We start from the raw sequence: 23,147 nt of genomic DNA on the forward strand, positions 1-23,147 counted from the left end.
TAGGCAGTTGATTAAAATTGGAATAGGATAGGATTACAATGAATATGTTTGTTTTTTGTTAAAAATGCTGCCGTTTTGAGTCGCATTTAAAAGAATGATAATCGAACTTTTTTATGCGAGTTTTATGCAGTTAGTGCAAGGGGTAAAAAACTGCGTTTTTAGCTATAGATGAATATTATAATGTAAAATTGAATACGAATACTTAATAACCTCAGATGGCTGTCGAAGTCGATGGGTAATTAGTATATTGTATCAGTCATTAAAATTTTGGTTTCAAGTTAACGAATAAAAGGTGAGATAATCTCACCTTTTAATGTGCATCTAATACTGGGTCCGCTTATTTGGCTTCATCGCCTTGTGCGGGAACAATAGCACTTGCATGGTAACCTTTAGGGCCAGTTTGAACCTCGTAGTTCACTTGTTGACCTGCCTTAAGTGTTCGGTAACCATCCATCTGAATTGTTGAATAGTGAGCGAAAATATCGTCTTTACCTTCTTCGGGGCAGATGAAGCCAAATCCTTTGGCGTTATTGAACCATTTCACTGTACCTATTGCCATGCTATACATCCTTTTTGCATTCAAGTTCCATTTGACATTAGTTGCTTATTCAGTAATGTTTTGTTGCATACTAATGCGATTTTGATGCAGATTACATCTACTATAATTTACAATGTAGTAAAATAAACTAGTCAGTCAAGTATTGTTTGTAACATTTTGATAAAATCTTTTATTAACTTGGCTATAGCCAGCTCACGAATTAATGAACTAAGATAAAACTATGAGTAAGTTATACGAATGGATGAATCCTGAATCTGATGTGTTAGATAAGGAAGAAATCCAAGTTAAGCCGCCATCGATGTATAAAGTAGTACTAAATAATGACGATTATACGCCGATGGATTTTGTGATTGATGTGTTACAAACATTTTTTTCCATGGATCTGGAGAAAGCTTCTCAGTTAATGCTCGCGGTACATTATGAAGGTAAAGCCATTTGTGGCACCTTTACTGCCGAAGTAGCAGAAACAAAAGTTGCGCAAGTAATGATGTACGCACGGGAAAATGAACACCCGTTGTTGTGTACGATGGAAAAAGCATAATCTTTTTCCGGCACGCCATATTGAGTGGTTTTTAGGGGAGGTGCCTTATGCTAAATAAAGAACTTGAAGCAAGCCTGAATGGTGCATTTGCACGAGCAAGGGAAAAGCGTCATGAGTTTATGACGGTAGAACATTTATTGATGGCACTGTTAGAGAATGTCGCCACACAAGAGGCGTTATTAGCGTGTCGTGCTGATCTTGATCTGTTGCGTAAAGAGCTAGATTCTTTTATTGAACAAACAACACCCTTAATTCCAGTGGATGATGAAAGTCGTGAAACCCAACCAACATTGAGTTTTCAGCGGGTGTTACAACGTGCTGTGTTTCATGTCCAGTCTTCTGGCCGTAGTGAAGTCACTGGTGCTAATGTATTGGTTGCGATTTTTAGCGAGCAGGAATCACATGCAGCATACTTGCTCAAAAAAAGTGATATTAGCCGTCTTGATGTAGTGAACTTTATTTCTCATGGCACTGTTAAAGGCAGTGATAATGATGACGTAAACCCATCTGAGATAGGTAATACCGAAGAGCAACGCACAGAGCAAGGTAGTTCTGAAGATAAGCTTGAGAATTTTGCGATTAACCTTAACCTATTAGCGAAATCAGGCGGTATTGACCCTCTGATTGGCCGAGATCAAGAGCTAGAACGTACTGTACAAGTACTTTGCCGGCGTCGAAAAAATAATCCGTTATTAGTGGGTGAAGCGGGTGTCGGTAAAACGGCTATCGCTGAAGGTCTTGCATGGCGTATTGTTGAAGGGCAAGTGCCTGAGATTATTCAAAATTGTGTGATTTATTCGCTTGATATTGGTTCTCTTTTAGCGGGTACAAAATACCGTGGTGACTTTGAAAAACGTTTTAAAGGTATTTTAAAACAGCTTGAAAAAGAAGAACACGCGATTTTGTTTATTGATGAAATTCATACCATTATTGGTGCAGGTGCAGCCTCCGGTGGTCAAGTTGATGCGGCAAACTTACTTAAGCCACTATTGAGTAGCGGTAAGCTTCGTTGCATGGGTTCAACAACCTATCAAGAATACAGCAATATTTTTGAGAAGGAGCGTGCGTTATCACGCCGTTTCCAAAAAATTGATGTGGTTGAACCGTCATTAGATGACACTACTAAAATCTTGATGGGTTTGAAGTCAAAATACGAAGCGCATCATGAAGTACGTTTTACCAATAAAGCGATTCGTGCTGCGGTTGAGTTATCAGCTAAATACATTAATGAACGTCATTTACCCGATAAAGCGATTGATGTTATTGATGAAGCCGGTGCACGTTGTCGTTTAGCACCTGCCAGCCGCCGTAAGAAAACAGTCAATGTTGGTGATATTGAAGCCATGATTGCTAAAATGGCGCGTATTCCAGAGAAATCAATCTCCAGCAGTGATCGTGACGTACTAAAAACTCTTGAGAGCAGATTAAAAATGCTGGTTTTTGGTCAAGATAATGCCATTAGTGTATTAACTGAAGCGATCAAATTAAGTCGAGCTGGATTAAGTGCTGAGAATAAACCGGTTGGTTCATTCTTATTTGCAGGCCCAACGGGTGTCGGTAAAACAGAAGTAACGGTACAGTTAGCGCGTACTATGGGCATTGAGCTGTTGCGTTTTGATATGTCGGAGTACATGGAACGTCATACAGTGAGTCGTTTAATCGGTGCTCCTCCTGGTTATGTGGGTTATGACCAAGGTGGTTTATTAACTGACGCCGTAATTAAAAATCCTCATTCCGTTGTTCTGCTGGATGAAATTGAAAAAGCGCATCCTGATGTGTTCAATTTATTATTACAAATAATGGATAACGGCACGCTTACTGATAATAATGGTCGTAAGGCTGATTTCCGTAATGTTATTTTTGTAATGACAACTAATGCGGGTGTTACTGAAACAGTACGTAAGTCGATTGGTCTTATTCAGCAAGATCATAGTCATGATGCGATGGCAGAGATTAAACGTATCTTTACACCAGAGTTCCGTAACCGTCTGGATAATATCATTTGGTTTAATCATCTTGAAAAAGACATTATTGGTCAAGTGGTCGATAAATTTATCGTGGAACTACAAGCGCAGCTAGATGCTCGTGGTGTATCGATGGAAGTCTCTGAGCGTGCTCGTGAGTGGATGTCAGATAAAGGTTATGATAAGGCGATGGGCGCACGTCCAATGGCACGTGTGATTCAAGAGAACCTTAAAAAGCCACTTGCGAATGAATTGTTGTTTGGTTCATTAGTTAATGGTGGTTCAGTACGTGTTGATTACATTAATGGCGAGTTAGATTTCCAATTCAATAGTGAGATGGAAGCGGCGCATTAAAGTACTCTTTTAGTTATATAGCGATAAACAAAAACGCCGTAGATAGTAACAACTATCTGCGGCGTTTTTATATTATGACTACTTGTGATCATCATCCGCTAAAATAAAACCCAGCAAATAGGCTGGGTTTTATTTGCAGCACTAATCTTTTAGAGAAAGATTAACGTGCACGGAAGACGATGCGGCCTTTAGTTAGGTCGTAAGGCGTCAGTTCCACTGTTACTTTGTCACCAGTAAGGATACGGATGTAGTTTTTACGCATTTTACCAGAGATGTGAGCAGTAACAACGTGACCGTTTTCCAGCTCAACACGGAACATAGTATTTGGTAGTGTATCTTGTACAGTACCAGCCATTTCAATTACGTCTTCTTTTGCCATTGAATCCTCTTAGGCTACCAGCCATTCATCTTGATCGGGCTGGATAATGCCTTGAAACTGTTTGAGTGTAAAGTTTAGGACGTAATTTTACCCTTGCTAGCTGTTTTTGTCAGCTTTTGTTCGCGATTAATCCATTTTTTCTCAGCTAATTAACAAAAGGTGATGTAAATAAGTCGTTATTGCGGCTATTTTGACCGCTTTGGTTTTTTTATAATACCGAAGAGATCCATTCACCATTGATTAATTTTTGATGTGGTGAGAAGCGAATTTTGTAATTCATCTCTCGGCATTGATCAATTTGATAGCCAGGATAGAGCCATTGGCGCTGTGTTTGATGGCAAATTTCAATTTGTAGTAGAACACATAATGTGCCTAATGATAATTTATGATCTGGCTCAAAAAAGCTATAAACCGCACTGAGTGAATCAGGAAATACATCGGTAATAGCAATTGCAATTAATTGATTATCTTGATAAAGATGTAAGAAAGCAATATTCATCCATGATGCACTAATAAAATCAAAAAATTGTTCTTTATTAGCTGGAAACATTGAGCCGCTAGCATGACGAACCGTAATATAACGCTCATAGAGTTCAAACCAATCAGGATCTAATTGTTGTTTAAATTCCCACTGTAATTTTTTTAATTGATTTTGTTGGCGTTTTTGGCTTTTAGATGGTGTGAATTCTGTGCAATTAACGCGCAATGGTGTACAAGCATTACAGTTTTTACACATTGGTTTATAAATGATACTGCCGCTACGGCGATAACCTGAACTAATTAATAAATCGTAACCATTAGGGGTTAACCACGGTTGATCCATTACAACCCCAAGTTGATCACGTTGTTGTGGTAAGTAATTACAGTCACCTTCAGGTGTAAGACCCAGTTGTAAGGATAATTCTTTCATCATTAATTCGTTTATAACACTAAAGTTTGAGGGTGATAGCATTCAGCGGGTAATACACTATCTCGTTGCTGATGCAATTGTGTTAAAAAAGTCGGACGATCTAATTCACTCGCACCTAAAGAGGCTAGATGGGGGTTCATCATTTGGCAATCAATGAGAGTGCCACCGTGGTTTGAATAATGGTAACAAAAATACCATAACGCAATTTTTGAGGCGTTATCCGCAAGGGAGAACATTGATTCGCCACAAAAAACACTGCCCATGGAAATTCCATAAAAACCACCGACTAATTGTTGATCTTGCCATACTTCTACTGAGTGACACTCACCAATATCATGTAATTTTTGATAAGCGTTAATCATCTCTTCAGTGATCCAAGTGTGCTCTGGGCCACGAGATTCAGCACATTGACGGATCACCGCATGACAGGCATGGTTGATGGTGACGGTATAAGATACTTTTCGCATAAATTTGCGTAAGCTTTTACTGGGTGTAAATTGCTGTGGAATAAAGATCCCACGTGGGGTTGGACTCCACCATAAAATAGGTTCGCCCTGTGAGTACCATGGAAAAATGCCGTGACGATAAGCTTGGCGTAGACGTTGTGGGCTAAGATCACCACCAAAAGCGAGTAGTCCATTAGGATCGGCAAGGGCGGTACTTGGATCGGGAAATTGTAATGATGAAGGATCAATTTCGGGTATATAAATCGTCATTTATTATCAACAATATGCAAGTCAAAAAGCTACGGTAGTTAATATAACATTTAACTACCGATAAAAAAAACGCCAATAATCTCGATTGATTATTGACGTTATATTTGGAGTAGATTACCAATTAGAGCTTAAATACGACGACATAATTCTGCATATCGACCATTTTGTGCCAGCAGTTGTTGATGCTGACCATATTCAATGATCTCACCTTCATCCATTAAGCAAATTTGATCCATACTACCGAGCCCGACTAAACGGTGCGTAATAAATAACACTGTTTTATCTTTGGCAAACTCAAGTAATAAGGTCAATATTTGCTGTTCAGTTCGACGATCAAGCCCTTCTGTTGGTTCATCTAATAACAGAATAGGGGCGTCATGAAGTAGGGCGCGTGCAATGCCTATACGACGACGTTCACCACCTGAAATATGGCGTCCGCCATCACCAAGCCAAGTATCTAAACCATTGTCATCAAGTAAACTACTTAAACCGACTTTAGCTAGCACCTCGACAAATTGCTCATCAGTAGCATCAGGTTTTGCTAATATTAAGTTTTCACGCAATGAGCCATTAAAGAGGTCGACTCGCTGGCTAACAACAGTGATTGCGTTACGTAATGCCGGTTCGCTCCATGTTGGCAGTGGTACACCATCAATGGAAATTGATCCTTGTTGCGGATCCCAGCTACGGGTTAGCAATTGTAATAAGGTTGATTTACCACAACCCGTACGGCCAAGTAAGGCTAGTTTTTCACCTTGTTTGATATCTAGTGATAAATGCTTAACGACGGGTTTATCACTGCCATAATAGGTGTAACTGATATCATTAAAGCAAATGTCACCCTTAGCTATCGCGTTGTAACCCTTTGGATCAAATACGGTGTCAGGGGTTGCCTCAATAATCTCATTTAGGCGTTTAGCGGATGATAATGTTTGACCTAAATACTGGAAAGCACCAGCTACAGGCATCATCATTTCAAAACTTGCCATGGTAGTAAAAGCGACCATTGCCACAAAAGGATCCGGCGCATGGCCGGCAATACCGTTAGCGGCAATCCACAGAATGATAACCAGAGTCCAACCTGTTGCTGCCATTAATAGACCGTTTGCTATACCTGTTAACCCTGCCATTTTTCGCTGAGCATCAAGTAATTTATCTTGTTCTGCTTCGGCTTGTTGACGGTAGCGTTCTTCTGCATTAAACAGTAATAACTCAGCGTGGCCTTGGATCCAATCTAATAGCGTGATGCGATAGTTTGCTTTGGCATAAGTTAGTGTTTCACCATTGCGTTTACCTAAGTGATAAAAAACAATCGGTAAAATAATCATTAATGCTAATAAAATACCACCAAGGGTAAAGCCTATAATGGGATCAAACCAAGCCAGAAAGCAGGTAACAATAATAATGCCTAACACACCGATAATCAGTGGGTTAACTAGACGCAGATAGACATGATCCATTGCATCAACATCAGCAACTAAGCGATTGAGCAAGTCGGCATCACGTAAATTAGCATGACGACCGGGGATCAATGGTGTGAGTTTACGGAAAAAGAATAACCGTAAATCAGCCAGTAGTTTAAAGGTTGCGTTATGGCTTACAACACGCTCTCCCCAACGTCCTGCAGTACGCACCATAGAAAAACCACGGACACCAGCACCTGGCACCATGTAATTAAAGGTTTGGCTACCCACCAGAGTTAGACCTGCAACCGCAGAGGCAGCAATAAACCAACCGGATAACGTTAATAGACTGATGGCAGACAATAATGTCAATAAGCCTAAAATCATGCCTAAGGTTAAACCAAACCAGTGTTTACGGTAGAGTTTAAGGTAAGGGATTAAATCACGCATCGAGATCCCTCTTATCAGTGGATGTGAGCATTTCAGCTAATAAACCTTGGTGACTAATGGTATCAAAAGCGCCATTTTGAACTAATTTACCGTTATCCATAACTAGAATACGGTCCATAGCATGGAGTTGATCCAGACGATGGCTAACCATTAATGTGGTGCGTTCAGTAACCGCTAATGCCAAACTTTCTAGCACTAAGCGTTCACTGTTAGCATCAAGACTTGCAGTGGGTTCATCAAGGAGCCAAAACGCGCCATTTTGTAGCATTGCACGAGCAACGGCAATACGCTGTGCTTGACCGACAGATAAGCCACCAGAGCGATCACCTACATGATGTTCATAACCTTTTTCAAGGCGCTGAATAAACTCATCAGCATAAGCTTGGCGGGCAACTTGGTCGACATCGGCATCACTGGCACTTGGATCACCCAGCGTAATATTGTCGCGCACTGTACCATGAACTAATAATGGATTTTGACCGACCCAGCTGATCGCTTGACGCCATTGATCATGTTTAAGTTCGTTCAGTTCAACATCGTTAATTTTAATACTGCCACGGTAAGGTAAAAAGCCAAGTAGAGCATTAAGTAAACTGGTTTTACCCGCGCCGCTTGGACCAATTAATGCCACATGTTCTCTGGTATTAATGGTAAAGCTTAGTGGGCCAGCCAATACTTGGCCTTCAGGGCTAAGAACCTCAAGATCAGTAACCGTTATTTGAATAGCATCAGGGGTGGGTAATGGTGTCTCACCGTTACTCATTTCATCGGCTTCAATGTTTAAAAATTCAACAATTGATTCTGCCGCGCCAATCGCTTGCGCTTTAGCATGGTAGAAAGTACCAAGATCACGCAGTGGTTGATAAAACTCAGGTGCGAGCACTAATACAAATAAACCTGTAAATAGCGAAAGAGGTACACCATAGTTACCAAAGTTCAGTTCGCCGATGAAAGCGAAGCCAAAATAGACAGCAACAATGGCAACAGAAATTGCCGAGAAGAACTCTAATACGGCTGACGATAAAAAGGCTAATCGCAGCACTTCCATGGTGCGTTTACGTAATACATGTGAAGCCGCATCTAGATTTTCAGCTTCAACATCAACGCGATTAAATAATCGTAGGGTTGATAAACCTTGTAAACGGTCATAGAAGTGGCCTGATAAACGTTGTAACGCTTTAAAGTTACGACGGTTAGCATCTGCCGCACCTAAACCGACTAATGCCATAAAAAATGGGACTAACGGTGCCGTAATAAGGAAGATTAAACCCGCTGCCCAGTTAAGAGGGAAGACTACCACTAAAATAACCACCGGAATTAATACCGCCAGTGACATTTGTGGTAAGTAGCGAGCAAAGAAATCTTGCATTTCTTCTACTTGCTCAAGCACTAAACTTGCCCATACGCCAGCAGGTTTACCCTTGATATAAGCAGGACCTAGATTTTGTAAGCGGTTGAGAATAAGTTGGCGAATGTGGAGTCGAATTTGTTCACCGCAACGGTAACCACAAACTTCTCGCCCCCAGCTACATAAAGCACGTAAACCAATAATAACAATAAGGCCAACAAACTGATTAACAAGCTGGTATTTATCCGTATGCTCCATGATCAGTTGATGCAAAATATTGGCTAATAAAGCCGCTTGCCCGATAAGCAATAATCCCGAAATAAACCCTAAGCCAATGCTGAACATCATCCAACGTTTGGCGAGTTTACTTTGGGATTTTAACCATTTGGTCAAATCGCGTTGTAATTGTTTATCCATATAAATAAGGTTTCATTACAGTATTTATGGTAAGTCGCTCTTACAGCAATATAGGTTGAGATCAATAGTGCTGTAAGAAGAAAAGCTACTGCCTAAACAGAGGCTTGATACTTTATTTTTGGTCAGCTAAAGCATCGAGGTAACGTTCTGCATCTAATGCAGCCATACAGCCCGTACCTGCTGAGGTAATTGCTTGACGGTAACTATGATCCATTACGTCACCCGCCGCAAAAATACCCTCAACACTGGTTTGAGTTGCATTACCATGAATGCCTGATTGAACTTTAATATAACCATTTTCCATATCAAGTTGACCGTTAAATATTGCTGTATTTGGCTGGTGGCCAATCGCAATAAATACCCCCATCACGTCAAGTTCTTCTGTTGCGTCTGATTGGGTATCTTTAAGGCGTAAACCTGTTACACCCATGTCGTCACCTAAGACTTCATCAAGCGTGCGGTCTGTGTGCAAAATGATGTTGCCATTGGCGACTTTGTCCATCAGACGATTGATTAAGATTTTCTCAGAACGGAAGCTATCGCGACGGTGAACAAGGTGAACTTCTGCGGCAATGTTTGACAGATATAACGCTTCTTCAACTGCGGTATTACCACCACCGATAACGGCAACTTTTTGGTTACGGTAGAAGAAACCATCACAAGTCGCACAAGCAGAGACGCCACGGCCTTTAAAGGCTTCTTCAGAGTCTAAACCAATGTATTTTGCAGAAGCGCCGGTTGAGATAATCAATGCATCACAGGTGTATTCACCCGTTTCACCTTTGAGACGGAAAGGGCGCTGGCTGAAATCTGTTTCGCTAATAAAGTCAGTGATAATTTCAGTATCAAATTTTTCTGCATGCGCTTTCATGCGGTCCATAAGTGCAGGGCCAGTTAGCTCATCTGCATCACCCGGCCAGTTTTCGATTTCAGTGGTGGTAGTAAGTTGACCACCTTGCTGCATACCGGTGATCATTACTGGTGAGAGATTTGCACGCGCAGCATAGACCGCAGCAGTATAACCCGCTGGTCCAGAACCAAGGATGAGTAGTTCACAATGTTTTACGTTACTCATTTTTTCTCCAGGCTGAATAATATTATTATTATGGAAGACTGATTGTAGGTAAATTGCAGTCGTAAAGGAAGAGGATGTCAGACAATCAATTATTTGCTTGTCCTATTGAATTCGGGCGATAAGCGTTTAATACCGTCTCAAATTTAATAAAAAATAGCTGTTATATTGACGACAAAAATACCGTAGCAAGGGTTTTTTTTGAAGTTCTAAAAGTGAAAAGTCAGATCGTGTTTTTTTGATCTAGCACAAAGTCCAGTGAGAAAAATAGTTAATAAGAGGTATTTTTATTTTTCAAATAGTAGTTGTATAACGATCACAGTGATAGTTTGAGAGACAATAAAAACACAGATTGGTTACGTCATGTTAATGTATTTGAATTGATGTGATTAATTTGCTTTGATAATCTGCTTTGTTTTGGTACAAATGGTTAAATATTTGTTTTTGATGAGTGGCATTTAGTTCAATCCTTGGGTGCTGAGAGTAACTATCGCGGGATAAGGAATGAAATACAATCTCACAATATCGTTATTTAATAGCACGATCGTCTGATATTTATCACAGATTGATTGACTATTAGAGTATTTGATTCTAAAAATAGATAAGATGTAGTATATTTTTTTGCAAGGAAGTGAGAAGGTGGAATATTAAATGGTAGATACCAAAAAGAAACCATCCAAGGAATTGGATCGCATAGACCGTAATATTTTGAATGAACTTCAAAAAGATGGTCGAATTTCAAATGTCGAGCTTTCTAAGCGTGTTGGCTTATCACCAACGCCATGTTTAGAGCGTGTGCGCCGCTTAGAGCGTCAAGGCTATATCAGTGGTTATACTGCACTATTGAATCCACAGTTTCTTGATGCATCATTATTAGTGTTTGTTGAAATAACACTTAATCGTGGTGCGCCAGATGTTTTTGAGCAGTTTAATAAAGCGGTACAAGAGCTAGAAGATATTCAAGAATGTCATTTAGTTTCTGGTGATTTTGACTATTTGTTGAAAACACGCGTATCAGATATGTCAGCTTACCGTAAATTGCTTGGTGAAACATTGCTACGTCTTCCTGGTGTTAACGATACTCGTACTTATGTTGTTATGGAAGAAGTTAAGCAAAGCAATAACTTGGTTATTAAGACTCGATAAATATTCGGGTCTACATCAATATGAAATTAATAAATATATACACCCTGAATAACGTTGCTGTTATTCAGGGTGTATTTGTATATACGTTATAAAAATAATAATTGATGCTTAATCATCCAAACAGATCTATGAATTGACATAATGATGAATTTATTTAATCACTGAACGTCTAAAATAAATAGCGATGAGTCGTTTGTGATAGTTAGCTTTTATTGCTTACGATTAAAAAAATTTTTATTTTAAAGGGCGACGAACACAGACAATGTGGTCTTTTAGTATAGAATGATGGCATTAAGATTTTTACTTTATATTTGTGAGTTTGCCGACGATATTGCTTGGTATCTGATGCAAGATTGTTATTAGCAGCAAAGTATTTACTTTGGGCGCTGAAAATATCAGCATGTTGGCAAAATATTCGAATTTGATAGAAACACCGGAGTTATTCTTGAGGAAGTTTAAAGGTAAAAAACTGCCCAAAATGCGTTTATCAGGTGGGCAACGCATTATTGAAGGTTTTTTGATCATCAGTATTTTGGTTGCCATTTATATGATGGTAGCACTCGTCACATTTAATCCTGCTGATCCATCTTGGTCGCAGACCGCTTGGGAAGGTGTTGTTCAGAATAAAGCTGGCTCGTTTGGCGCATTAGTCGCAGATACACTGTTCTTTATTTTTGGATCACTGGCTTACATTATTCCTATTGTTTTAGTGTTATTAGGATGGTTTGTTTTTCTACGTCGAGCCAGAATGCTGTCATTAGATTATATGGTCTACGGTACACGCTGGTTAGGGTTAATTTTATTAATTTTAAGTAGTTGTGGTTTAGCAGATCTTAACTTTGATGATATTTGGTATTTTTCATCCGGTGGCGTAATTGGTGACGTAGTTGCAAATATATCGTTACCATTACTCAATGTATTAGGTGCAACTTTGCTACTTATGTTTGCATGGGCGGTTGGTTTTACCTTATTTACGGGTGTTTCATGGACCACGATTGTTGATCAATTAGGCGAGAAAACATTATCAAGCCTAACGTGGATACTGAATAAGTTACGTTCAGATAAACATGAAATGATGCGTCCGTTTGCTACTGACATTATGGCCGAATCAGATATGCCTTTCGCTAAGCATCTGCATGAGGTTAATGATGAACAAGATGATCCATTATTATCATCTTATACTCATCCATCTCAGCCTGGCGAACCTTCTTTTGAGCGTAAAGATCCTGTTTATACCTCTGCGAATACAACACCCATTATTCGTTCAACGGAAGCGGTAGCCGCAGTTGATCCATTAATGGATACCGTTACACATCAGGTTGAACCTCAGCCCTATGTTGCGCCAGTAGAACAAGTGGCTCCATATGTTGAAGCTCAGCCCTATGTTGCGCCAGTAGAACAAGCGGCTCCGTATGTTGAACCTCAGCCCTATGTTGCATCAGTAGAACAAGCGGCTCCATATGTTGAACCTCAGCCCTATGTTGCACCAGTAGAAGAAGCGGCTCCATATGTTGAACCTCAGCCCTATGTTGCACCAGTAGAACAAGCGGCTCCATATGTTGAATCGCAACCCTATGTTGCGCCAGTAGAACAAGCGGCTCCATATGTTGAACCGCAACCGTATGTTGCACCAGTAGAACAAGCGGCTCCATATGTTGAACCTCAGCCCTATGTTGCACCAGTAGAACAAGTTGCTCCATATGTTGAACCGCAACCCTATGTTGCACCAGTAGAACAAGCGGCTCCATATGTTGAACCTCAGTCATATGTTGCACCAGTAGAACAAGCGGCTCCATATGTTGAACCTCAGTCATATGTTGCGCCAGTAGAACATGCTGCGCCGTATGTTGCACCTCAGCCATATGTTGCGCCTCTAGAACATGTTGCTCCTACAGCGGATGTTGATACTTCAGAAGAAGGGTTAACAGATGATGAAATCTTCCTAAAACGTATTCGTGATAAGCAAAAAGAACAAGCACACCTTGCCGGATTAGATAATCCATTCTTAATGCAAAGAGATATTGATTTACCTGTTCCTACTTCACCGATGCCGACATTGGATCTGTTGCAACCACCTCGTAAAACAGTTGAAAAAGCATCAGATGAAGAGTTACAAGTTATCGCTACCTTAATTGAATCAAAACTTGCTGATTATAAAATCAAAGTTCAAGTTAAAGGTATCTACCCTGGCCCTGTTATTACACGTTATGAACTTGATCTTGCGCCTGGCGTAAAAGTTAGCCGTATTTCAGGTCTATCAAAAGATTTAGCGCGTGCATTATCAACTACATCAGTACGCGTTGTTGAAGTGATTCCGGGTAAACCTTACATTGGTTTAGAGCTACCGAATAAAAGTCGTGAAACGGTATTTATGTCGGAAGTGATTGCCAGTGAGAAATTCCAAAACGTGGGTGGTGCATTACCTATCGTGTTGGGTAATGATATTGCAGGTGAAGCGGTTGTTGCTGATTTAAGTAAAATGCCGCACTTATTGGTTGCCGGTACTACAGGTTCAGGTAAATCTGTCGGTGTAAACGTAATGATTTTGAGCTTACTTTACAAATGTACGCCAGAAGAATGTCGTTTTATTATGATTGACCCGAAAATGTTGGAATTATCAATTTATGAAGGTATTCCACATCTATTAACGGAAGTGGTTACTGACATGAAAGATGCCGGTAATGCACTGCGTTGGTGTGTTGGTGAAATGGAACGCCGCTATAAGTTGCTGTCAAAGTGTGGTGTACGTAGTCTTGCCGGTTATAACGCTAAACTAAAAGAAGCAGCAGAAGCGGGACACCCAATCCATGATCCATTGTGGAAGGCGGGTGACACCATGGACGAATACCCACCATTATTGGAAAAAATGCCAAGCATTGTGGTTATCGTTGATGAATTTGCTGATTTGATGATGGTTGTGGGTAAAAAAGTAGAAGAGTTGATTGCACGTTTAGCCCAAAAGGCTCGTGCGGCTGGCATTCACTTAGTATTAGCCACCCAGCGTCCATCTGTTGATGTTATTACTGGCTTAATTAAAGCCAATATTCCAACGCGAATGGCGTTTACGGTATCAACCAAAACAGACTCACGAACTATCCTTGATCAAGGTGGTGCTGAAACCTTGCTTGGTATGGGTGATATGTTGTACTTACCGTCAGGTCAAAGTCATACCATTCGTGTTCATGGTGCATTTGCGTCTGATGACGATGTGCATAATGTGGTTAATGATTGGAAAGCGCGTGGTCGACCTCAATATATAGAAAATATTGTTGATTCAAACCAAGGTGCTGATGGTTTACTGCCGGGTGAAGCACCATCAGGTGATGATGATTTAGACCAGTTGTTTGATCAAGTTGCCGCATTTGTAACAGAAACGCGTCGTGCTTCTATTTCAGGTGTACAACGTCGATTTAAGATTGGTTATAACCGTGCTGCACGTATTGTTGATCAATTACAAGCGCATGGTATTGTGAGTGCACCGGGGCATAATGCTAACCGTGAAGTGTTAGCACCTGCGCCAGTACAGCATCACGATTAATAAATAACGATATAACCACTCAGTTGCTGTAAGCACTAAAGTGTAAATAAAACCGCTGTGATAGTGATTGTCACAGCGGTTTAATACTAAAGAGGTTAGCGAATATGATGAAGAAACTCATAATGAGCATGTTAGTTGCCGCACCAATGTTGGTCGCGTCAAGTGCATGGGCTGCAACACCGCAACAAGCACTAAGTAGCCGTCTTGATAAAGTGAATGCATTTAGCGCTAACTTTACTCAAAAAGTCACCAGCCCTGATGGTGAAGTTTTAGTGAATGGTACTGGCGATTTATCGATTAAGCGCCCAAATTTATTTCGTTGGAAAACAAAAACACCCGATGAAAGCCTATTAGTTTCAGACGGTAAAACGGTATGGTATTACAGCCCGTTTGTTGAGCAAGTAACAGCAATGTGGCTTAAAGACGCCACAGAGCAAACGCCATTTGTATTGTTAACGCGTAATAGTGCAAGTGATTGGTCGAAGTATAATGTTGCCCAATTAGTGGATACCTTTACTTTAACGCCAAAAGATAAAACCTCATCAATGGATAAATTCGTGGTCACGGTATCAAAAGCGGGTGATGTACGTAATTTTTCAGTGGTTGAAACTGATGGACAACGCAGTCAGTATGTCTTGAGCGATTTTAAACGTACGATACCTGCTGCCAGTTTATTTACCTTTACGCCACCTAAAGGTGTTGAGTTAGATGACCAACGTAACTAATTGTTATTGAATTAAATTATTATAAAAGGTGGCGAATGAGCCACCTTTTTCTGTCTTAGGGGAGTCATTATATTGAATAATCTCAGCCTAGATTTTTCCTCAGATTTTAGACCTTTGGCAGCAAGAATGCGGCCACGTACGGTAGAGGAATATATTGGCCAACAACATATTCTTGGTGAAGGTAAACCACTGCGTCGAGCCTTAAAAGCCGGTCAACTGCATTCGATGATTTTGTGGGGACCACCAGGAACAGGTAAAACAACCTTAGCCGAAGTGGCCGCCAATTATGCCAATGCTGAAGTAGAGCGAGTATCTGCCGTTACTTCTGGCATTAAAGATATTCGTGCTGCGATAGATAAAGCGCGTGATAATAAAATGGCAGGCAGACGCACTATTTTATTTGTTGATGAAGTCCATCGGTTTAATAAAAGTCAGCAAGATGCGTTTTTGCCACACATTGAAGATGGTACTGTTACTTTTATTGGTGCCACTACTGAAAACCCTTCGTTTGAGCTTAACAATGCACTGTTATCCCGTGCGCGGGTGTATAAATTAAAATCCCTTGAAGATAATGAAATTCTTGAAGTGATCGAACAAGCGCTAATAGATAAAGAACGTGGCATTAGTGAAACTGATTTTGTGTTTGTTGGTGAAGTAAAACACCAATTGGCTGAATTTGTGCGTGGTGATGCACGAATGGCACTGAATTATCTTGAACAGCTGATTGATATGGCTGAAGAAGATGATCAGGGTATTAAACAAATTACCGTTGAATTATTAGCAGAAGTGACGGGTGAAAAGGTGGCTCGGTTTGATAATAAAGGCGACCTTTGGTACGACATGATTTCTGCAATACATAAATCTATTCGTGGTTCAAACGCGGATGGTGCGTTGTATTGGTTTGCGCGAATGCTGCAAGCGGGTTGTGATCCACTGTATGTTGCGCGTCGATTATTAGCGATCGCATCAGAAGATATTGGTAATGCTGATCCGCGTGCAATGCAAGTAGCGGTATCGGCATGGGATTGTTATACTCGCGTTGGTGCTTATGAAGGTGAACGCGCGATAGCCCAAGCAATTGTCTATTTAGCGTGTGCTGCCAAAAGTAATGCAGTGTATGTTGCGTTCAATCTTGCAAAAGCAGATGCGAGTGAATTCCCTGATTTTGAAGTACCGCCACATTTGCGTAACGCACCCACCAAACTGATGAAAGAATTGGGTTATGGTGACGGTTATCGTTATGCTCATGATGAACCGGGTGCTTATGCCGCTGGTGAAGTGTATTTGCCGCGTGAAATTCGTGATCGGGTTTATTATCAGCCTTCAAAACGGGGCTTAGAGATAAAAATATCAGAAAAGTTGGATTATCTTGCTTCTTTAGATGCAAAAAGCCCGCTAAAGCGCTACCAATAATAAGGCTTTTTGGGTATCGTTAAGTGATTGGCAATAATTCGTTATCATTGCCTCCCAACTATAACTATTTTAATAAGAAATGCCTAAATAACGCGCATTTCAGACTATTAAGAGCACAGGATTAGCATGCTAGATTCTAAATTACTTCGAACTGAGCTGGATGAAACAGCTGCAAAACTCGCGCGTCGTGGTTTTAACCTTGATGTAGAAACTTTACGCAACTTAGAAGAGCAACGTAAGTCTCTTCAAGTAACAACAGAAGAGCTTCAAGCACAGCGTAACTCGCGATCGAAGTCGATTGGTCAGGCAAAAGCGAAAGGTGATCACGCTGAAGCTGAACGTATTATGGCTGAAGTCGGCAACCTAGGTTCTGAGCTTGATGATGCTAAAACAGCATTAGTTGAGCTTCAAGGTCAACTTGATACTATTACTCAAATGGTACCAAATATTGCTGATGACTCTGTACCAACGGGTAAAGATGAGTCAGAGAACGTTGAAGTTTTACGTTGGGGCCAACCAAAATCGTATGACTTTAAAGTTCGAGATCACGTAGATCTTGGCGAAATGGCTGGTGGTTTAGATTTCGCAAGTGCAGTGAAGATCACTGGCGCACGTTTCATCGTAATGAAAGGTCAATTTGCTCGTCTACACCGCGCAATTGCACAGTTCATGCTAGATCTTCACACTGAAGAACACGGTTACACAGAAATGTATGTACCGTACCTAGTGAACGCTGACAGCCTATTTGGTACAGGTCAATTACCTAAATTTGGTGAAGATCTATTCCACACGCAACCGCTAACAGAAAAAGTGAATGATGAAGAGCCTCGTGTGCTTTCATTAATTCCAACAGCGGAAGTGCCTGTAACTAACATGATGCGTGACACCATTACTGATGAAGCAGATTTGCCAATCAAGATGACTGCACACACACCATGTTTCCGTTCAGAAGCCGGTTCTTACGGTCGTGATACTCGCGGTCTTATCCGTATGCACCAGTTCGACAAAGTTGAGCTAGTTCAGATCACTCGCCCTGAAGATTCAATGGCAGCACTTGAAGAACTAACAGGTCATGCTGAGAAAGTGCTACAACTTCTAGAGCTACCTTACCGTAAAGTGGTACTTTGTACTGGCGATATGGGCTTTGGTTCTTGCAAAACTTACGACTTAGAAGTGTGGGTTCCTGCTCAAGAAACTTACCGTGAGATTTCTTCATGTTCAAACATGTGGGATTTCCAAGCACGTCGTATGCAAGCGCGTTTCCGTCGTAAAGGCGAGAAGAAGCCTGAGCTACTGCACACACTAAACGGTTCTGGTCTTGCTGTTGGTCGTACTATGGTTGCTATTCTTGAGAATAACCAAGAAGCAGATGGCCGTATTATGATCCCTGAAGTACTTCGTAAGTACATGCGTAACGCAACGCATATCGGTTAATCACTGATACTGTAATAAGCATGTAACTTAAAAACCCAGTCGATAAGGCTGGGTTTTTTTATGGAAGAAAGATGGAGAGGGTTTTTGCTTATTTTAAGCGGCCTTTGTTTTGTTGGAATATTTATTATGTTTTTTATCAGATATGCTCGTTAAATATAAGATAGGCATGTAAAATACTGCTTCGTTAACTTTTAAGTTTTTTGTTAGGGATAATTATATGCCGCATCAGCATTACGACACATTAGTTAAACAACTAGCAATCATAGTTATTAATAAACCTCATGCTGCTATAGCTGTTGAAAACACATTGCATCTTTTAGAGCGAGAGTTACATAATTATAAATCACAACATCGTATAGATGAGATAACTACTCAAGAATGTATTGGTCGCATGGATAATACGTATAATAAATTTTGTTGTAAGCTACGACGTTAATTTTAATATGTAATAGAGGTCGTTAAGCGACCTTTGTTATTTCCTCATCCCTAAATATAAATTACATAATTGTTATACATGCTAGGAATATTGGCATGTTGATTGTGTATAATTATGCTCTTATGCCATATACGGTTTAAATCAACGGATGAGTAATTCAAGTAATGAATAAGAACATTTATAAAACAGTATTATTTTCCCTTTTAGTCAGTTCACAATCTGTTTATGCAGAACAAGTCGATATTACAATTTTAGGTACATCAGATCTTCATGGGCGATTTATTCCTTGGGATTACACTACCGATAAACCTAACTTATCCGGTAGTTTAAGCCAAATAGCGACCAAAGTTGGCGAGCTAAGAAAGCAAGATCCTGAGATTATATTAGTCGATGCGGGTGATGCGATTCAGGGCAATAATATCGAAACCTTTAAAAACGATCCCATTAGCCCAATGATGTTAGGCTTTAATCAGTTGAAGTATGACGCCTATGTGTTAGGTAATCATGAATTTGATTTTGGTTTAAAGGTACTTAAAAATACTATTACAACGTTTAACGGTACGCCACTCGCCGGTAATATTTTCCATAATGCAACCTCTCCTTTTTTACCGTCTTATAAAATTGTTGAACGTAAGGGTGTCAAAATTGGCATCATTGGTATGGATACCCCAATGATCGCGGCTTTTGCTAATGGCAGTGATCGCTTGCAAGATCTGACCTTTAGTAACCCAAGTCTGGAAGTTAAAAAAGTTATTACCCAAATTAAAGATAAAACCGATGCCATCATTTTAGTGGCGCATATGGGTATTGATAACGAAAATAACATTGCCGATACTGGCGTAGGTGATATTGCACGTGCCAACCCAGAGTTAGCCGCCATTGTTGCGGGTCATATGCACGTTAAAGTAGATAAGGCGATGATCAATGGGGTTATTATTACTGAACCGTATAAATATGGTCGCGCGTTATCTCGCATTGATTTGAATTTCAAAAAAGATGCACAGGGTAAATACACTCTAATCAGTAAAGATAGCTTCACTTACAATATGAATAAATTACCATCAGATCCAACGATGGAAACTATCTTTAAGCCTTATCATCATAAGCTTCAGCAAGATGCTAATAAAGTTATCGGCCAATTAGAGGGTCAAGATCTGGTGCCGAAAAATACCATTAAAGGCATTCCTGATAGCCAATTGCATGACACTGGATTAACGTCGCTTTTCCAAGAAGTCGGTTTTTATTTTGCTCCGCAAGCCAATGTTATTGCGGTACACCTTGATAATATGAATCCATCGTTACCTGTCGGCGATATTAAAGTTAAAGATATTAACTTTAACTATGAATATGCAGGTGGTGAATACACGGTTTATGAAATGACAGGGAAAGATTTAAAAACCTATATGGAATGGTCAGCGGGGTATTTCAATAGTGTTAAGCCTACTGATCTTACTTACAGCTTTGATGCTAAACGTCGTTCATCAAAATACAGTACCCACGACATTTTCGGTGGCGTCACTTACCAAATTGATTTAACCAAAGCCGCAGGTCATCGTATTACTAATCTTAAAATGAACGGTAAGCCGATTACGGATGCACAAACTATTAATTTAGGCATGAATAGCTACCGTATGGGACATTTAACGAAAAAAGGTGGGGTACTTGAAGGCCATAAATTTAAGGTGCTGTTTGATTCAAAAGCCCATTATGGCACTGAAGCTGGCACAGTTCGTCAATTAACCATGCGTTATATTCGTGATGTTAAAAAAGGCCATATTACAGGTAAAACTGAAAATGATTGGTCGGTTATTGGCTTATCAACCTCAAAAGCTGATCAACAACGTATCGCTAAACTGGTTAATAGCGGCAAGGTTGCATTACCAAGTATTGATAATGGTCGTTACACCAATACTGCGGCATTAACAGAAGCTGATTTAACCCGTAATACGCACTAATTCATCCATTGCGTTTGCTGGTTGTATTATATTAAGTACGCTATAAAAGGGCACATCATGTGCCCTTTATTTATTCTTTCTATGTTGCTGTCTTTCTTCTATAAGTCCCATAATTTCATCGATATTTAATACCGTCCAATAGACCTTGTGAAGAATGATGTCTTTATTATTTTTGATTTTTATAGAAAATATTTATAACTTATTTATTAAAAATAGAATAATTTTCTATAAATTGTTTTAATTATAGATGTAAATGAAATTTATTTCCCTAATAATATCTCTATACTGTAATACATTATTATTGCGCCACACTGCAATGATTTACAATTATTATTAATGAGGGATCACTATGAATTCAAAGCTACTCACTATCTTTCTTTTTGTTTCTGTTTGCTTAATTTGGGGAACCACTTGGTTCGCTATGGAAGTCGCATTGAATTCTATTCCCCCTATTTTTGCCACCGCGCTACGTTTTTTACTGGCAGCCCCTTTACTCGTGGTATTGGCAAAAATCCTCAACCAACCATTGTTATTTCCTAAAGGTAAGCGTCGATGGTTGTTTATTGTCGCACTGATGTACTTTGCGATTCCGTTTACGCTGATGATCTTTGGTGAGCAATACATATCTTCTGGTTTAGCATCAATAATCTTCGCCAATATGCCCGTCGCAGTAATGTTAATGTCAGGTCTGTTTTTGAGTTTAAGATTGGCAAAGCATCAAATATTGGGGTTAATTACAGCTGTTGTTAGCTTGTGTTTAATTCTTGCAAATGAAATGCAAATGGGCAGCGATGATTATCTTATTGGTACTGTTTGCTTAGGTGTTGCTGTTGCTATGCACGCTATTATGTATGTGTTAGTTCAAAAGCACTGCAAAGGCATTGAAGTGCTAACTTACAACGCACTACCGAGCTTCATCGCTTCTCTATTTTTATTTGCAGTTTCAGCTGTGAGTGAAAACGTAAACGTTGAAGCATTCACGTGGGATTCAATGTCAGCGGTTGTTTACCTTGGCTTTGTCGCGAGTGTTGGCGGTATTGTTGCGTATTTCAAACTGGTGCAGGTATCAACCCCCTTTCAAGCGTCTATATGCTTTCTGATTTTCCCTGTAGTGGCGTTACTGATTTCTAGCTATATCAATGGTGAGGCGCTGTCTCAACAATCATTGTTCATGATGCTACCTCTTCTTGTGGGTATTTTATTGACTAAAGTACCTAAAGGTATTTTCAAGCGGCGTTCAGCTTTAAAAGTAGTGCACAACAACTAAGATTGATCGCCTGCGGTTGGTTAGTTTCGAGTCTTGAGGTAGCGAGATGAAAAGCATGCGTTGTTGTTGATTGTATATGGTGCTAAATATTATTAAATGCGTATTGTGGTTTATTACAAACGTGATTTATTATTCACGCATACAATTTATCAAAATACGACGCAATTGGTGCTTTGGGTATAAATAGAGACTTGAAGTGAGTAGTGCGGATTAGATATATTTTTTAAGAGGTATTGGTTATTGAAATTTTATTGATTTTTGGTTTGATTTTATTTGTTTATGTAAGTTTAGCGTCTTTAGCTTGGATTAATGCGAAAAGAAGGAATGCACTTTATTGGAGTGATATTTGCTTACCAATAGTATTGCTGTTGGTTTGGACTTGTTTGGTTTCTGTTGGATATGGACATCAAAGTTTGAGCCATCTAATTGAAATTCCAATACTATTAATGGTGAGTGTTGTTTTTCTATATGTTCGTGTTTTCATTGTTGATCGTTATCGAGGACAGTTTAAGCAAAACTCATATATTATTTTAGGTTTGGGTGTTTTATTGGTTTTATTATTGCGAACATTTATGCCATTTTTAGCTGAATAAAAAAATTTGATATTAAATACCGCTTATAGTGGCGGTATTGCGATACTTAAAATCCTAATTAGTCATGATTGTTATCGTCAACATACGAACTAATACCTCGCCATTTCTTAAAGTGAATGCCAAGCCTTTCTCTCGCCCTTTATTGCAGTTAATACTAAGCCCCAACCCCGTCATTCCCTACAGTGAGGTTACGAACGAGATAGGGAATCTACTATCCGCGCGTTGTAGGGTTAATTTTATCTTTTTAGGGCTTCTGTCCGTTAAATATCACTAAATGTGTATTGTCGTTATTGTTAATCTGAGTAACAAAATAACAATGTGATGTTTTGACTGATTTTTACGGATAAAACTTATCAAAATAAGACCTAATCGATACTTTTTGTATTAATAGAGATCGCGTTGTTTTCTCTCTTTTAAAATGTCCTCATTATTCCCCGATTAAAATGTCTCCTTTTAAGGTAGTTCATTGTGGTGAAATTGGGGTTATAGAGTAGGGAAGTCAGGGCTTTTTTCTGGTGCTGGGTTTA

Annotated in this window: 18 protein-coding genes; 11 read left to right on the forward strand and 7 right to left on the reverse strand. The window is 39.7% G+C overall.

Going from position 1 to position 23,147, the window contains the following annotated elements:
- Positions 1-337: 337 nt before the first annotated feature.
- Complete coding sequence (gene cspD / locus CIK00_RS09705) at positions 338-559, reverse strand: cold shock domain-containing protein CspD (RefSeq protein ID WP_101768672.1); 222 nt, start codon at positions 557-559, stop codon at positions 338-340.
- Between the two features lie 220 nt (positions 560-779).
- Between cspD and clpS the strand changes: the two genes are divergently transcribed.
- Both clpS and clpA read left to right on the forward strand, forming a co-directional pair.
- On the forward strand, positions 780-1,100 hold the full coding sequence (clpS, locus tag CIK00_RS09710; RefSeq protein ID WP_080157900.1) for an ATP-dependent Clp protease adapter ClpS: 321 nt from the start codon (positions 780-782) through the stop codon (positions 1,098-1,100).
- A 47-nt stretch (positions 1,101-1,147) separates the two neighbouring features.
- Positions 1,148-3,418, forward strand: a complete 2,271-nt coding sequence (gene clpA, locus CIK00_RS09715; protein WP_101768673.1) for an ATP-dependent Clp protease ATP-binding subunit ClpA — start codon at positions 1,148-1,150, stop codon at positions 3,416-3,418.
- 160 nt (positions 3,419-3,578) lie between these two features.
- On the opposite strand, the gene infA is transcribed toward clpA, so the two are convergent.
- The 6 genes from infA to trxB form a co-directional block, all read right to left on the reverse strand.
- On the reverse strand, positions 3,579-3,797 hold the full coding sequence (infA, locus tag CIK00_RS09720) for a translation initiation factor IF-1 (protein ID WP_045035821.1): 219 nt from the start codon (positions 3,795-3,797) through the stop codon (positions 3,579-3,581).
- 208 nt (positions 3,798-4,005) lie between these two features.
- Positions 4,006-4,707: an arginyltransferase gene (locus CIK00_RS09725; protein WP_101768674.1), complete on the reverse strand. Its 702-nt coding sequence runs from the start codon at positions 4,705-4,707 to the stop codon at positions 4,006-4,008.
- An 11-nt stretch (positions 4,708-4,718) separates the two neighbouring features.
- Positions 4,719-5,423, reverse strand: coding sequence for a leucyl/phenylalanyl-tRNA--protein transferase (gene aat / locus CIK00_RS09730; RefSeq protein ID WP_101768675.1), 705 nt, complete (start codon positions 5,421-5,423; stop codon positions 4,719-4,721).
- A 128-nt stretch (positions 5,424-5,551) separates the two neighbouring features.
- A complete protein-coding gene (cydC, locus tag CIK00_RS09735) occupies positions 5,552-7,276 on the reverse strand; it encodes a heme ABC transporter ATP-binding protein/permease CydC (protein ID WP_101768676.1) in 1,725 nt (574 codons plus the stop codon).
- Positions 7,269-9,041 (reverse strand): heme ABC transporter permease/ATP-binding protein CydD, encoded by a 1,773-nt coding sequence (gene cydD / locus CIK00_RS09740; protein ID WP_101768677.1) that lies wholly within the window; start codon positions 9,039-9,041, stop codon positions 7,269-7,271. Before cydD ends, cydC begins: the two co-directional genes overlap by 8 nt.
- Positions 9,042-9,153: 112 nt before the next feature.
- Complete coding sequence (trxB, locus tag CIK00_RS09745; protein ID WP_101768678.1) at positions 9,154-10,116, reverse strand: thioredoxin-disulfide reductase; 963 nt, start codon at positions 10,114-10,116, stop codon at positions 9,154-9,156.
- A gap of 648 nt (positions 10,117-10,764) precedes the next feature.
- On the opposite strand from trxB, the gene lrp reads away from it, so the two are divergent.
- The 9 genes from lrp to CIK00_RS09790 all read left to right on the forward strand — a co-directional run bounded on the left by lrp (position 10,765) and on the right by CIK00_RS09790 (position 22,620).
- A complete protein-coding gene (lrp, locus tag CIK00_RS09750; RefSeq protein ID WP_101768679.1) occupies positions 10,765-11,259 on the forward strand; it encodes a leucine-responsive transcriptional regulator Lrp in 495 nt (164 codons plus the stop codon).
- Positions 11,260-11,737: 478 nt separating this feature from the next.
- Positions 11,738-14,797, forward strand: coding sequence for a DNA translocase FtsK 4TM domain-containing protein (locus CIK00_RS09755; protein WP_101768680.1), 3,060 nt, complete (start codon positions 11,738-11,740; stop codon positions 14,795-14,797).
- A gap of 104 nt (positions 14,798-14,901) precedes the next feature.
- Positions 14,902-15,522 carry an outer membrane lipoprotein chaperone LolA gene (lolA, locus tag CIK00_RS09760; RefSeq protein ID WP_101768681.1) on the forward strand — a complete coding sequence of 207 codons (621 nt, stop codon included), beginning with the start codon at positions 14,902-14,904 and terminating at the stop codon, positions 15,520-15,522.
- 72 nt (positions 15,523-15,594) lie between these two features.
- Positions 15,595-16,935, forward strand: a complete 1,341-nt coding sequence (locus CIK00_RS09765) for a replication-associated recombination protein A (RefSeq protein ID WP_101768682.1) — start codon at positions 15,595-15,597, stop codon at positions 16,933-16,935.
- A gap of 126 nt (positions 16,936-17,061) precedes the next feature.
- Positions 17,062-18,369 carry a serine--tRNA ligase gene (serS, locus tag CIK00_RS09770; RefSeq protein ID WP_101768683.1) on the forward strand — a complete coding sequence of 436 codons (1,308 nt, stop codon included), beginning with the start codon at positions 17,062-17,064 and terminating at the stop codon, positions 18,367-18,369.
- A 217-nt stretch (positions 18,370-18,586) separates the two neighbouring features.
- Positions 18,587-18,805 (forward strand): hypothetical protein, encoded by a 219-nt coding sequence (locus tag CIK00_RS09775; RefSeq protein ID WP_101768684.1) that lies wholly within the window; start codon positions 18,587-18,589, stop codon positions 18,803-18,805.
- 164 nt (positions 18,806-18,969) lie between these two features.
- Complete coding sequence (locus CIK00_RS09780) at positions 18,970-20,760, forward strand: bifunctional metallophosphatase/5'-nucleotidase (RefSeq protein WP_101768685.1); 1,791 nt, start codon at positions 18,970-18,972, stop codon at positions 20,758-20,760.
- Between the two features lie 349 nt (positions 20,761-21,109).
- The gene (locus CIK00_RS09785) at positions 21,110-22,027 is read left to right on the forward strand and encodes a DMT family transporter (RefSeq protein WP_101768686.1); all 918 of its coding nucleotides are present in this window, start codon (positions 21,110-21,112) and stop codon (positions 22,025-22,027) included.
- Positions 22,028-22,260: 233 nt separating this feature from the next.
- Positions 22,261-22,620 carry a hypothetical protein gene (locus tag CIK00_RS09790; RefSeq protein WP_101768687.1) on the forward strand — a complete coding sequence of 120 codons (360 nt, stop codon included), beginning with the start codon at positions 22,261-22,263 and terminating at the stop codon, positions 22,618-22,620.
- The last annotated feature ends 527 nt before the right edge of the window (positions 22,621-23,147 follow it).

It is taken from the genome of Photobacterium carnosum (assembly GCF_002849605.1).
Lineage (GTDB): Bacteria > Pseudomonadota > Gammaproteobacteria > Enterobacterales > Vibrionaceae > Photobacterium > Photobacterium carnosum.

Coding starts and splice junctions, on each gene's coding strand:
- cspD (WP_101768672.1), bottom strand. CDS start 559: ATGGCAATAGGTACAGTGAAATGGTTCAATAACGCCAAAGGATTTGGC.
- clpS (WP_080157900.1), top strand. CDS start 780: ATGAGTAAGTTATACGAATGGATGAATCCTGAATCTGATGTGTTAGAT.
- clpA (WP_101768673.1), top strand. CDS start 1,148: ATGCTAAATAAAGAACTTGAAGCAAGCCTGAATGGTGCATTTGCACGA.
- infA (WP_045035821.1), bottom strand. CDS start 3,797: ATGGCAAAAGAAGACGTAATTGAAATGGCTGGTACTGTACAAGATACA.
- CIK00_RS09725 (WP_101768674.1), bottom strand. CDS start 4,707: ATGAAAGAATTATCCTTACAACTGGGTCTTACACCTGAAGGTGACTGT.
- aat (WP_101768675.1), bottom strand. CDS start 5,423: ATGACGATTTATATACCCGAAATTGATCCTTCATCATTACAATTTCCC.
- cydC (WP_101768676.1), bottom strand. CDS start 7,276: ATGCGTGATTTAATCCCTTACCTTAAACTCTACCGTAAACACTGGTTT.
- cydD (WP_101768677.1), bottom strand. CDS start 9,041: ATGGATAAACAATTACAACGCGATTTGACCAAATGGTTAAAATCCCAA.
- trxB (WP_101768678.1), bottom strand. CDS start 10,116: ATGAGTAACGTAAAACATTGTGAACTACTCATCCTTGGTTCTGGACCA.
- lrp (WP_101768679.1), top strand. CDS start 10,765: ATGGTAGATACCAAAAAGAAACCATCCAAGGAATTGGATCGCATAGAC.
- CIK00_RS09755 (WP_101768680.1), top strand. CDS start 11,738: ATGCGTTTATCAGGTGGGCAACGCATTATTGAAGGTTTTTTGATCATC.
- lolA (WP_101768681.1), top strand. CDS start 14,902: ATGATGAAGAAACTCATAATGAGCATGTTAGTTGCCGCACCAATGTTG.
- serS (WP_101768683.1), top strand. CDS start 17,062: ATGCTAGATTCTAAATTACTTCGAACTGAGCTGGATGAAACAGCTGCA.
- CIK00_RS09775 (WP_101768684.1), top strand. CDS start 18,587: ATGCCGCATCAGCATTACGACACATTAGTTAAACAACTAGCAATCATA.
- CIK00_RS09780 (WP_101768685.1), top strand. CDS start 18,970: ATGAATAAGAACATTTATAAAACAGTATTATTTTCCCTTTTAGTCAGT.
- CIK00_RS09785 (WP_101768686.1), top strand. CDS start 21,110: ATGAATTCAAAGCTACTCACTATCTTTCTTTTTGTTTCTGTTTGCTTA.